This is a genomic window from Cellulomonas sp. P1_C4 (genome assembly GCF_056406355.1).
This window is the reverse complement of sequence record NZ_JBFUAI010000011.1, coordinates 69,512-81,544: the sequence shown is the minus strand read 5'-3', so window position 1 is coordinate 81,544 and position 12,033 is coordinate 69,512. Positions and strand designations below refer to the sequence as shown.

General features: G+C 73.1%; 11 protein-coding genes. 4 read left to right on the top strand and 7 right to left on the bottom strand.

The genetic code is table 11. The annotated features are described in order from the left end of the window. Positions 1-29: 29 nt before the first annotated feature. The 3 genes from AC1DYZ_RS10440 to AC1DYZ_RS10430 are packed head-to-tail and all read right to left on the bottom strand — an operon-like array spanning position 30 to position 2,426. Positions 30-254: an acyl-CoA carboxylase subunit epsilon gene (locus tag AC1DYZ_RS10440; RefSeq protein ID WP_456823301.1), complete on the bottom strand. Its 225-nt coding sequence runs from the start codon at positions 252-254 to the stop codon at positions 30-32. After that, positions 247-828, bottom strand: coding sequence for a hypothetical protein (locus AC1DYZ_RS10435; RefSeq protein ID WP_477065127.1), 582 nt, complete (start codon positions 826-828; stop codon positions 247-249). Before AC1DYZ_RS10435 ends, AC1DYZ_RS10440 begins: the two co-directional genes overlap by 8 nt. Beyond that, positions 825-2,426 (bottom strand): acyl-CoA carboxylase subunit beta, encoded by a 1,602-nt coding sequence (locus tag AC1DYZ_RS10430; protein WP_477065126.1) that lies wholly within the window; start codon positions 2,424-2,426, stop codon positions 825-827. The genes AC1DYZ_RS10435 and AC1DYZ_RS10430 overlap by 4 nt, the downstream gene beginning before the upstream one ends. Before the next feature lie 113 nt (positions 2,427-2,539). On the opposite strand from AC1DYZ_RS10430, the gene AC1DYZ_RS10425 reads away from it, so the two are divergent. After that, positions 2,540-3,394, top strand: coding sequence for a biotin--[acetyl-CoA-carboxylase] ligase (locus tag AC1DYZ_RS10425; protein WP_477065184.1), 855 nt, complete (start codon positions 2,540-2,542; stop codon positions 3,392-3,394). A gap of 14 nt (positions 3,395-3,408) precedes the next feature. Then, positions 3,409-4,485, top strand: a complete 1,077-nt coding sequence (locus AC1DYZ_RS10420) for an adenylate/guanylate cyclase domain-containing protein (RefSeq protein ID WP_477065125.1) — start codon at positions 3,409-3,411, stop codon at positions 4,483-4,485. On the opposite strand, the gene AC1DYZ_RS10415 is transcribed toward AC1DYZ_RS10420, so the two are convergent. Then, the gene (locus AC1DYZ_RS10415; RefSeq protein WP_477065124.1) at positions 4,482-5,222 is read right to left on the bottom strand and encodes an SOS response-associated peptidase; all 741 of its coding nucleotides are present in this window, start codon (positions 5,220-5,222) and stop codon (positions 4,482-4,484) included. The genes AC1DYZ_RS10420 and AC1DYZ_RS10415 overlap by 4 nt on opposite strands. A 71-nt stretch (positions 5,223-5,293) precedes the next feature. Between AC1DYZ_RS10415 and AC1DYZ_RS10410 the strand changes: the two genes are divergently transcribed. Both AC1DYZ_RS10410 and AC1DYZ_RS10405 read left to right on the top strand, forming a co-directional pair. Next, positions 5,294-6,595 (top strand): multidrug effflux MFS transporter, encoded by a 1,302-nt coding sequence (locus AC1DYZ_RS10410; RefSeq protein ID WP_477065123.1) that lies wholly within the window; start codon positions 5,294-5,296, stop codon positions 6,593-6,595. A gap of 220 nt (positions 6,596-6,815) precedes the next feature. Beyond that, on the top strand, positions 6,816-9,920 hold the full coding sequence (locus AC1DYZ_RS10405) for an Ig-like domain-containing protein (RefSeq protein ID WP_477065122.1): 3,105 nt from the start codon (positions 6,816-6,818) through the stop codon (positions 9,918-9,920). 11 nt (positions 9,921-9,931) lie between these two features. Here AC1DYZ_RS10405 and AC1DYZ_RS10400 read toward each other — a convergent pair whose 3' ends face one another. From AC1DYZ_RS10400 to AC1DYZ_RS10390, 3 genes are all read right to left on the bottom strand, one after another. Beyond that, positions 9,932-11,155, bottom strand: coding sequence for a pyridoxal phosphate-dependent aminotransferase (locus tag AC1DYZ_RS10400; RefSeq protein WP_477065121.1), 1,224 nt, complete (start codon positions 11,153-11,155; stop codon positions 9,932-9,934). 65 nt (positions 11,156-11,220) lie between these two features. Beyond that, on the bottom strand, positions 11,221-11,349 hold the full coding sequence (locus AC1DYZ_RS10395; RefSeq protein WP_175346467.1) for a molybdopterin oxidoreductase: 129 nt from the start codon (positions 11,347-11,349) through the stop codon (positions 11,221-11,223). A 130-nt stretch (positions 11,350-11,479) separates the two neighbouring features. Continuing rightward, positions 11,480-11,983, bottom strand: coding sequence for a hypothetical protein (locus AC1DYZ_RS10390; RefSeq protein WP_477065120.1), 504 nt, complete (start codon positions 11,981-11,983; stop codon positions 11,480-11,482). Positions 11,984-12,033 lie beyond the last annotated feature (50 nt).

The window sequence follows — 12,033 nt, the reverse complement described above, 5'->3', positions numbered from 1 at the left end:
GCTACTGACCAGTAGCGCGCATTCTCTGCTCAGCCGCGCAGGCTCCAGCGCCACGCGTCCGGGCCCGGGCGCAGGCCGACCCGCGTGCCRCGCATCGTGCGTCGGCGGTCCGCCCACGGCGCCGCGACGGCCCGGTCCGAGACCTCCGCGAGGCGGGCGCGCTCGGACGCCGCCGCCATCAGGCCCGCGACCAGCGCCGCGAGCTCCATGTCGTCGGGCGTCCCGCGCACGACCTGCACGTGGGCGTCAGTCATCGGGGTCCTCGTCGTCCTCGTCCGTGTCGTCGTCCTCCTCGAACGCGACGGCCGCGCCGCGGGAGACGCCCCACTCGCCCACCTCGAACCCGGCGTCCACCAGGTGCTGCGCCAGCTCGGCGCCACCCTGCTCGACCAGGTCCAGCACGGAGTCGAGCGACAGGTCCGACGTGCCGGGCGGGGGACCGACGACGAAGCCGAGGTGGAACGTGTCGATCTCCGCGTCGCTGCGGGGCGCGTCGGCGTCGCCGTGCTCGTCGTCGCCCCACGACATGCCCGTGAGGTCGGCGTGGATGCCCAGGCGCTCGTGCAGCAGGTCGTACAGCTGCGCGTTCAGGCCGCCGATCTCCGACTCGAGCACCAGGATCCGCGGGTCCTCGTCCGCCTCCGTCGAGCCGAACTCCGCCCGGACGCCCACCGCCGCGTCGACATAGCCGTGCAGCGCGGCAGAGAGGGCGTCGACGGTGGCGTGCAGGGCGGTCGCGTCGACCCCGACCAGCGGCTCCGGGCCGTGCGCCGGGTCGTCGTGGCCGCCGTGCTCGTCGGCGTGCCCGCCGTGCTCGTGCTCGCTCACAGCGGGATGTTCCCGTGCTTCTTGGGCGGCAGGCTGGCGCGCTTGGTGCGCAGCAGTCGCAGGGCCTTGGTGATCTGCGTGCGCGTCTGCGCGGGCGCGATGACCGCGTCCACGTAGCCGCGGTCCGCCGCATCCCAGGGATTCACGATGGCCTCCTCGTACTCGGCCGTCAGGCGCCGGCGCTCCGCCTCGACGTCCCCGCCGGCGTCGGCGACGGACTTGAGAGCGCCGCGCTGCAGGATGTTCACCGCGCCCCCGGCGCCCATGACCGCGATCTGCGCGGTGGGCCAGGCCAGGTTCACGTCGGCGCCCAGCTGTTTGGAGCCCATCACGATGTACGCGCCACCGTACGCCTTGCGGGTGATGACCGTGACGAGCGGGACGGTGGCCTCGGCGTAGGCGTAGATCAGCTTGGCGCCGCGCCGGATGATGCCGTTCCACTCCTGGTCCGTGCCCGGCAGGAAGCCCGGGACGTCGACGAACGTGAGCACCGGGATGTTGAACGCGTCGCACGTGCGCACGAAGCGCGCGGCCTTCTCGGCGGCGTTGATGTCCAGCGTGCCGGCCATCGACATGGGCTGGTTGGCCACGATGCCGACGGGATGCCCCTCGACGTGGCCGAACCCGATGAGCACGTTCTGGGCGTACAACGGCTGCACTTCGAGAAGTACGCCGTCGTCCAGGACGTGCTCGATCACCGTCCGCATGTCGTACGGCTGGCTGTCGGAGTCGGGCAGGAGCGTGTCCAGCTCCTCATCCGTCTCGTTCACCGACAGGTCGGTCTCGTGGTCGAACGTCACCGGGTCGGTGAGGTTGTTCTGCGGCAGGTAGGTGAGCAGCGCGCGCACGTAGTCGAACGCGTCGTCCTCGTCCGCGGCCATGTAGTGCGCGACGCCCGAGCGGGTGTTGTGGGTGGTCGCGCCGCCCAGCTCCTCGAAGCCCACGTCCTCGCCGGTCACGGCGCGGATGACGTCGGGGCCGGTGATGAACATGTTCGACGTGCCGTCGGCCATGACGATGAAGTCGGTCAGCGCGGGGGAGTACACCGCGCCGCCCGCCGAGGGGCCGAGGATGAGGCTGATCTGCGGGATGACCCCCGAGGCGGCCACGTTGCGACGGAAGATCTCGGCGAACTGCGTGAGGGCCGCGACGCCCTCCTGGATGCGCGCGCCGCCGCCGTCGCTGATCCCGACGAGCGGCACGCCGGTGCGCAGCGCGAGGTCCATGACCTTGGTGATCTTCTGGCCGTGCACCTCGCCCAGGCTGCCGCCGAACACCGTGAAGTCCTGGGAGTAGATGCAGACCGGGCGGCCGTCGACCGTCCCGTGCCCGACGACGACCCCGTCGCCCTCGACCCGCTTCTTGTCCAGGCCGAAGTTGGTGGAGCGGTGCCGCACGAACGCGTCGACCTCGGTGAACGAGCCCTCGTCGAGGAGCTGCTCGATGCGCTCGCGGGCGGACCGCTTGCCGCGCGCGTGCTGCTTGTCGACCGCGGCCTGCTCCGCCGCCTGGGCGGCGCCGTAGCGGTCGGCGAGGTCGGCCAGCTTGGCGGCCGTGGTGCGCGGGGCCGTGTCGACGGGCTGTTGGGTGTCTGTCACCCGACCGAGGCTAGTTGTCGATGCCCACCATGCACGTGCAGGCGGATCACGGTGTTGCCCGCGTCGGGGTGTCGGGTTCCCACAACGCAGGCCATCATGGCGCTGTGCCCACGATGCCCGCCGCCCTGCGTGTCGCCGAGCTCCGCGACCTCCTGCTCGCCCCCGCCGGTCCCTTGTCGAGGGTCGAGATCGTGGAGCGCACGGAGTCGACGAACACCGATCTCGCCGCGGACCTGCGGGCGGACCCGACCTCGTGGCCCGACGCCAGCGTGCTCGTGGCCGAGCACCAGGCGGGCGGGCGCGGCCGGGCCGGGCGGTCGTGGGAGACGCCAGCGGGGACCGCGCTGACCTGCAGCTTCGTGTCCCACCCTCCGGTGCCGGCGGAGTCCTTCGGGTGGATCGCCCTGCTCGCGGGCCTCGGTGCCGTCAACGCCCTGCGGGCCACCGGTGGGGTCCCGGCGACGCTCAAGTGGCCCAACGACCTGCTCGTGCCGGCCGACACCGAGGTCGACGGGTGGGGTGCCGCCCGCAAGATCGGCGGCATCCTCACCGAGGTCGTMGCGCTGCCCGCGGGGCAGCCGCCGGCGGTCGTCATCGGGATCGGCATCAACGTCAGCCAGACCCAGGAGGAGCTTCCCGTGGCCAGCGCGACCTCGCTCGCGCTCGCGGGCGCGCAGCACGTGGACCGTGAGGGCATGCTCGTGGCGCTCGTCGACGCGCAGCTCGAGGTGGCCCAGCGGTGGCGGGACTCCGGGGGCGACGCCCGCGGGTCGGGCCTCGCCGACGAGGTGGCGGCCGTGTGCAGCACGCTCGGGACCGTGGTGCGGGTGGAGCTGCCGGGCGGTGGTTCCGTCAGCGGTCGGGCGGCGCGGCTCGACGACGACGGCGCGCTGGTGGTCGTCGACGACGCGGGTGCCGAGCACCGCGTGCTCGCGGGTGACGTACGTCACGTCCGCCCCGCCGTTTGAACTACCCTCGACCCGTGCCGGACGAGCGATCGCAGGACCTCGACTTCGTCGAGTCGACGGTGGGTGAGCTGGACGCCGAGCTGCTGGGCGGCACCCGTAGCCTCAGCGCCCGTGACCTGGCCGAGCGGGCCGGCATCGAGGTCGACGTCGTCCGGGCGTTCTGGACCACCATGGGCCTGCCGCACGCCGACCCGGACGACCCGATCTACACCGAGCGCGACGCCGAGGCCATCGACCGCGCGGCGGCCCTGGTCCGCGAGCACGGCCTCGACCTGCGGACCGTCATGACCGTCACGCGAGCCCTCGGCCACACCTCCGACCGCCTCGCGCTGTGGCAGGTCGAGGCGCTGGTGGAGGACATGGCGGGGCGGTACGAGCTCGACGACACCTCCGCCCGCCTGMTCGTGCTCGACCGGCTCGCGTCGCTGGCGCCCGTGCTCGAGGCCCAGCTGGTGCACTCGTACCGCCGCCAGCTCGCGGCGATCGCGGGCCGTTACGCGGGCGAGTTCGGCCAGCTGCGCGCCCCCGGTCCCGAGAGCTCCGCCCTGCCGCTCGCCCGAGCCGTCGGGTTCGCGGACATGGTGTCGTTCACGCGCCGCACCGCCGGGCTCGGGTCGACGGACCTCTCGCAGTTCGTGCAGCGCTTCGAGGCCGCCGCACGCGACGTCGTCGCCGCGGCCGGCGGGCGCGTGGTCAAGACGATCGGCGACGCCATCCTCTTCGTCGCCGACAGCCCCGGCACCGGTGCGGTCATCGCGCTCGGGCTGGCCGAGGCCCTGGGCAAGGAGCTCGACGTCGACCGCGAGACCACGACCGGGGGCCTGTTCGAGGGCGCCCGCGGCGTCACGCCCGTCCGGGTCGGGCTGGTGTGGGGTCGCGTCCTGTCGCGGTTCGGCGACGTGTTCGGACCCGACGTGAACCTGGCCGCGCGCCTGACCGACATCGCCGAGCCCAGCACCGTGCTCGTCGACGCCGCGACGGCCGAGGTGCTGTCCGTCGACGCGCGGTTCGTGCTCGAGCCGCGGCCGGTGCGGCGGCTCGCGGGGATCGGGTCCGTGCACCCCGTGCGGCTGCGGGCCGCGGGCTCCTAGGCGCCGCTTGGGTCGGGCTCGACCTCGTCGACCAGCGACGGGCCGTTGTTGGCGACCGTGTTGACCGCGGTCGAGACCGGGGTCGCGACGATCTGTGGCGCGGGGGACTCGAGGAGCTCGCGGGCGCCGTCCGCGCCGACCGCCGGGTCCAGCCACGCCGACCACGCCTCGGCGCGGAGCATGAGCGGCTGGCGGTCGTGGATGTGGGCGAGCTCCTCGGAGGCCGGCCGCGTGATGACGGTCGCGCTGACCACCCAGCGGTCGGGGTCGTCGTCGGCCTTGGTCGGGTCCTTCCAGAACTCGTACAGCCCGGCCAGGGCGACGAGGTCGCCGTCGGCGGGGTGCAGGTAGAACGGCTGCTTGCGCTTGGTCGCGGCGCCGGGGTCGGGCTTCTTCCACTCGTAGTAGCCGTCGGCGGGCAGGAGGGCGCGGCGGACCGCGAAGGGGCGGGCGAACGCCGACTTCTGCTCGAGCGACTCCACGCGGGCGTTGATCATCCGGTTCCCGACCGACACGTCCTTGGCCCACGACGGCACGAGCCCCCAGCGCGCGACGCGGAGCTGCCGCGTGATCTCGCCGGTCTCCCGGTCCGCGCGCTCGACCACCATGCGGACGCCGTCGGTCGGGGCGACGTTCCAGCTCGGCGGCAGCAGCCGGACGTCGTCGGCGACGGTGGCGATGGCGAACTCATCGGCCAGCGCCTGGTCCTCGCGGAAGGAGGCATAGCGACCACACATGGCTCCAGCGTGCCAGGCGTCACGCCCGCTCGCATCGAATCGATTCGTTTCTTGTGGGAGGATGGGCTCCGATGACGTCACGCACCACCACTCCCGCACGGACCGGCCGAGCGCCGGCCGCCGGTGTCGTACCTCCGGGTGTGGTGACGGCGACGGGTGCCGCACCCGCTCCCCAGTTCCGGCCCAACGCCAAGTACGTGCTGATGCTGGGGCTGATGTGCGCGCTGCCGGCCATCTCCACCGACATGTACCTGCCGTCCCTGCCCGACGTGGCGCGTGACCTGCACACGTCGGCCACCGCGGCGCAGCTGACCATGACGGCGATGCTCATCGGCGGCGCGGTCGGTCAGCTGGTGATCGGGCCGCTCTCGGACCGGTTCGGGCGGCGCAAGCCCGTGCTGATCGGCGTCGTGCTCCACGTCGTCACGTCGCTCCTGTGCGCGATCGCACCGGCCATCGTGCCGCTCATCGCGCTGCGCAGTGTGCAGGGCTTCTTCAACGCGTCGGCCACGGTCGTGGCCATGGCGATCATCCGCGACCGGTTCGTCGGTGCTGACGCCTCGCGGCTGATGTCTCGCCTCATGCTCGTGATCGGCGTCGCGCCGCTGTTCGCCCCGTCGCTCGGTGGGCTCATCGCCGGGCAGTGGGGATGGCGGTCGGTGTTCTTCGCGCTCGCCGTGTTCGGGGTCGTGCTGTGGGTCGTCGTCTGGCGTCGGCTCCCCGAGACGTTGCCGCCCGACCGGCGCCGTCAGGGTGGTCTGCGCACCGCCATCTCCGGCTACCGCTCGCTGCTCGGCGACCGCCACTTCGTCGCGCTGGCCGTCCTGCCGGGCCTCGGCATGGCGGTGCTGATGAGCTACGTCGTCGCGTCGCCGTTCGTGCTCCGCGAGGGCTACGGGCTGTCGTCGGGAGCGTTCTCGCTGCTCTTCGCCGTCAACGGCCTCGGACTGGTGCTCGGTGCGCAGATCAATGCGTCCCTCGTCCGTCGGGTTGCCCCGATCCGGATCGTGCGCGTGGTCCTGCCCATCTCGCTCGGGCTCACCGGCGTCCTGCTCGCGCTGGCCCTCACCGGCTGGGGCGGCCTCATCGCGCTGCTCGCGGTGCTGTGGCTGATCCTCGCGCTGGTGAACTTCATCCCGCCGAACGCCTCGGCGCTGGCACTCACCCGGCACGGGGAGATCGCGGGGACGGCCGCCGCGGTGATCGGGTCGATGCAGGCGGGCGTCGCGGGACTCGTGAGCCCGCTGTCGGGCCTGCTCGGCGGCGATGCCGTCGCGATGGCGGCCGTGATGGTCGGCGCGTCCATGGCGGCCCTGCTGGTGCTCACCCTGGCCACCCCCGCGTACCACCGCGACGGKGCCTGGGCGGTCTGACCGTCCGGCTCGGCCTTCCTCGTTCGGGTGACGGCGAGATGGCGGGCTGACCAGGCGTTTCGCCCATCGCTGGACAAGTGGCACGGGTGATCTTCACTCGTCCGGTGCCCTGACACGTCCGGCCCTGCCGCGGCGGTGCCGATGTCTCTAGCGTGCCCGGCGACCGCCCGCCCTGACGGACCCCGGGCGCGCCAGGCTGCCGGAAGGACCGAAACCGCACATGCTGCGTCGCCTCGTGCTCAGCCTCCTCGTCGCCGTGCTCGCGCTCGGCGGTGCCGCCGTGCCCGCCGTCGCCTCGGGGAGCGCCGACCTGTTCCCGCGCGTGGGCGCCTCCGACCCCGCCTGCGACGCGACCCACCCGTGCCGTGCCGCGCTCGAGTGGCGGACCAACGCCTACGGGCCGGCGGGCGAGACGCAGATCCAGCGCCGGACGCTGTTCACGGTCTTCGCCAAGACGGGCGAGCAGATCCTCACGGGGTCGTCGTCGATCGGGACGGGCAGTGCGGACATCACCATCTGGAACCCGGGCGTGATCACGGACACGGAGGCGGTCACGCTGCCCGCCCTGGTCGACGGCACCAACGGGTTCAGCTGCGCGGCGCACCGGCCCGGCGCGGCGAGCCTCGTCGGCAAGCTCACCACGCGTGCGCAGGAGCTGGCGCGCGCACAGACGGTGGACGGGACGCAGAACACCGCCGGCTACGTGCCGTGCGTCTACACGGCGCCCAAGACGGGCCTGTACCGCGTGGCGTTCTACGGCGCGGCGGGCACGAACAACGCCGCCGACGGGGCGCCGGACAGCCTGCTGAACCCGTCGGACGGGTTCCTGGCCGCGGCGGGTTCGTCGGTCAACGCCTGGGACCTCACGGTCCGCGCCGGCACCAGCCCGGCGGACGTCGTCGACATCCCCGGCCGGKCCTTCACCTACGTGCTCGCAGGCTTCACGGGCGGCAACCCGCGGCCGGTGACCATGAAGCTGTTCCTCAACACGCTCGACGGCTACCGCTACGCGGTGAACACCCACGGCTTCGACCCGAACGGGTTCGTGTTCTACGGCAACCGTGAGGGCTTCCTCGACGCCGACGGCACGACCCCGTTGAACCGGGACATCGTCGGCACGGGCACCAACCMGCAGACGCTGCCGGGGCTCGTCGGCGGCGTGCACCTGGCCAAGCCGGAGTACCCCCTCTCCTTCGAGCCGCTGGCCGCGGAGACGCTCGCCGAGCTCCACATCCCCGCCGCCCCGGTGCCGCCCACCCTCGGCGCCGTCGACTTCGCCGGTCGGGCCACGAGCCACGGGAGCTACGAGGGCCAGGGCGGGACGTTCCAGCTCCAGGCGGCGTCGGGCGGCACCTACGAGATTGTGATCTCCCGCGACGGGGTCGACTTCGACCCCGGCCTGCCCGGCAACCGGGCCCTGCGCGGCGTCGTCCCGCCGGGGGACACCACCGTGACCTGGGACGGGAACGACAACAGCCGCCTGCCGCTGCCGGCGAGGGACGACGCCTACAGCGTGCGCGCCGTGATCCGGGCGGGCGAGTACCACGCGCCGATGCTCGACGTGGAGAGCTCGACGCTGGGCGGTCCGACGATCACCCTGCTCAACCCGCCGCAGGGCGTGTGCCCGTTCACGGGCAGCTGCACGACGGTCTTCTTCGACGACCGCACGTACCTCACGAGCACCGGCGCCCGGGTGGGCGACGTCGGCTCGGGCACGCTGTGCAGCACGTTCTCGCCGGGCCTCCCGCTGCAGTTCTTCGCCGCGCCCGGGATCGGCATCGACAGCACCGCCGGGCTGCGGGCGTTCGGTGACACCACCGGGCTCAATGCCAACCAGTACTGCCCCGAGACCGGCGGCACGCTCGGGGACGCCAAGGGGCTGGACCTCTGGACGTTCTTCCCCTCGAAGAACACCGCGACGTCGCTCGACGTGCTCTCGCAGTCGCCGCCGCCCGCTGGGCCGGTTGCGAGGGACGACGCGGCCACGACGCGCGTCAACACGACTCTCACAGTCCCCGCACCCAAGGGCACGCTGCTCAACGACACGGGCACCCGGCTCACCGTCGTCCCCGCCTCGACGACGAAGCCGTCGCACGGATCCGTGACCATCGGAGCGGACGGGTCCTTCACGTACGTCCCGGACGCCGGGTACGTGGGGACCGACACGTTCCGCTATACGGTGATCGACCGCTACGACCGACCCGCGTCCGCCGTCGTCACGATCACCGTCACGCCCGTCGCCGCCGACGACGCCTGGACGACCACGGCGAACACCCCGCTGACGGTCCCCGCGACCGGCGTGCTGGCCAACGACGCGGGGACCGGGCTCACGGCCGGCTCGCCGTCGGCGCCGCTGCACGGCTCGGTGACGCTCGGCCCGACGGGCGGGCTCGTGTACACGCCGGCGCACAACTTCTCGGGCACGGACACGTTCACGTACGTCGCGTCCGCCGGCTCGCTCTCCGACGACGCCAAGGTCACGATCACGGTCACGCCGAGGGCCGCAGATGACGACCTGGGCACGGTCCCGGCCAACCTGACGAGCACCGGCACCGGTCTGCTGGTCAACGACGCGGGCACGGGTCTTACGGTGACCGCCGTCGGCACCCCCGCCCACGGCACGGTCACCGTTACGCCCGGCGGCGGCTACGCGTACACGCCGCCCGTCGGCTGGGGCGGCACAGACACGTTCACCTACACGGCGACCGACACGGCGGGGCAGACCACGACAGCCACGGTGACGGTCCGCGTCTCGATCCCGGTGCAGCTCGCGCACGCGTTCGACGACGACGCCACCGGCGTCCCGGGCCAGCCGACGACCCTGGCGGAGCTGACCAACGACTCGCCCGGCGACAACCTCTCGTGGGACGTCTCGACCGTCCGCCTGGTCGACCCCACGACCGGCCTGCCCGCGACCACCGTCACGGTGCCGGGCGAGGGCACGTGGACCATCGACGCCGGGCGCGTCGTGCTCACGCCCGCGCCGGGCTTCCACGGCGACGCGGATCTCGACTACCAGGTCACCAGCTCGCGCGGGCAGACCGTGACGGCGACCATGACGGTCACCTACCCGCCCCCGCCGATCTCGGCGATCGCCGCGCCGGTGCTCACGGTGACGGTCACCACGAGCACGCCGACCGCGACCGTGCGGAAGCCGACCGTGCTGACGGTGACGGTCCGGATGCCCGCGCAGCACGCCACGACGCCCACCTCCCTGGCCTCGACGGGGACCGACCCCGTGGTGGGTCTGCTCACCGCGTTCTCGCTGGTGGGCGCGGGTCTGGCGCTCACGGTCGCCCGCCGCAGGATCCGTGCCCGTCGCTGACGCGAGCGGGGTCAGGCCCGGTGCAACCGGTGCAGGCCGGCGACGGCCTGCGTCAGCACCTCGTCGCGCTTCACGAACGTGAACCGCACCCACGAGCGCAGCGCGGTGTCGACGTCGGAACCCGCGTGCGTGAACGCCGTGACGGGCACGCCGACCACGCCGGCCAGCCCGGGCAGGTCGCGGCACAGCGCGGCGCCGTCGTCGTAGCCGAGCGGCGTCGCGTCGGCGAGCACGAAGTAGGTGCCCTGCGGCCGGACGACCGCGAAGCCGGCGTCCTCGAGACCGCCGCACAGCAGGTCGCGCCGGCGGGACAGAGACGCGGCGAGCTCGACCACCCAGGCGGCGACGGCGGGGTCGCGCAGCGCGAACGCGACCGCCGGCTGGAACGGCGCGCCGTTCACGTAGGTGAGGAACTGCTTGACGGTCCGCACCGCGGTGACCAGCGGTTCCGGCCCGGTGACCCAGCCGATCTTCCAGCCGGTGAACGAGAACGTCTTGCCGGCCGACGAGATCGTGAGCGTCCGCTCGGCCATCCCGGGCAGGGTCGCGATGGGCACGTGCACGGCATCGGACCCGTCGAGCACCAGGTGCTCGTACACCTCGTCCGTGACCACCAGGGCGTCGTGCTGGACCGCGAGCCGGGCGATCGCCGCGAGCTCGTCGCGCGTCAGCACCGTGCCCGTGGGGTTGTGCGGGGTGTTGACCAGCACCAGCCGGGTCCGCGGCGTGAACGCCACGGCCAGCGCGTCGAGGTCGAGGCGGAACCCGTCGGGCGTCGCGCGCAGCGGCGCCGTGGTGTGGGTGGCGCCGGCCAGAGCGATGACCGCGGCGTACGCGTCGTAGAACGGCTCCAGCGTGAGCACCTCGTCGCCGGGACCGGCGAGCGCCAGCACGGTCGCCGCGATGGCCTCGGTCGCGCCGGCGGTGACCAGCACCTGGCTATGCGGGTCCCAGCGCAGGCCGTACCGCGTCGCCTGGTGCTCGGCGATCGCCTCGCGCAGCGCGGGGATGCCCGGTCCGGGCGGGTACTGGTTGGCACCGGCCGCGATCGCGTCGGCCGCCGCCCGTGCCACCGATGCCGGGCCGTCGACGTCGGGGAAGCCCTGACCCAGGTTGACCGCGCCGGTGCGGGCGGCCAGGGCCGACATCTCGGCGAACACGGTGGCTCGGGGGACGCCGTCGTCGCCCATCAGCCCGGTCGCGCGGGCGACGTCCTGCCAGCGGGGTGCGGTCATGGGTGAAGGTTAGGCGGTGGTCCGAGGCGGACCCGTCGGAGCGACGGGTCCGGGAGCGTCTCCGCTCAGCTCACCAGTCCGGTCGCGGCGGTGAGGCCCGCGACCACGACGAGCGCAAGTGACGCCCAGGCCGCGACGATCCACCACTCCACGTGGTGTCGCCGCAGAACCCGCTGCGCCTGACGTTCGGCCATGTCTAGAAGATCGGCACGGACCGCGCCAGGTACAACATCCCGCGCCGATGAGCGGGGAATTCACCCTTTCGACACGCAACGGATCGCTGCCTGGGCACACTCGGGCGGCGTTCGTCGCCGCGGGCCGTGGTCAGCTGCTGGCGGCGTCGAGCTTGTCGCTGAGGGTGGACAGCTGCTGCGAGATCTGGTCGAGGGCGTCGGCCGCCGAGCCGCTGGCGTTCGCCTTGGCCGCGTCGAGCTCGTCCTGCGCGTCGGCCACCTTGGCCTTGGCGTCGTCGACCGCCTGCTGCGACGCGGTCGAGCCGTCGGTCTTGGCCTTCTCGAGGGCTGCCTGGGCGTCGGCGACGGCGGTCTGCGAGTCGGTGACGGCCGTGGCGGCCTTGTCGTCGAGGGTGCCCAGCTTCTCCTTGAGGTCGCTGATCTTCTGCGCGGCGGCGTCCGCCTGGGCCTTGGCGTCGTCGACCTGCGCCCTGAGGTCGTCGACCGCGCTCTGGGCCTGGCTGGCGGCGTCCTTGGCCTTCTGCGCGGCGTCGTCGATGTCGCCGTCGGAGCACGCCGCCAGCCCGAGGGTCAGGACGACGGCGACGAGGGGAGCCCCGACGCGGGTGAGACGAGGGCGGATCGGGCTGGGCATGCGGTCCTCCGGTGCTCGGTCTGATGGGCAGGGTCCGGGTCCCTCAGTCT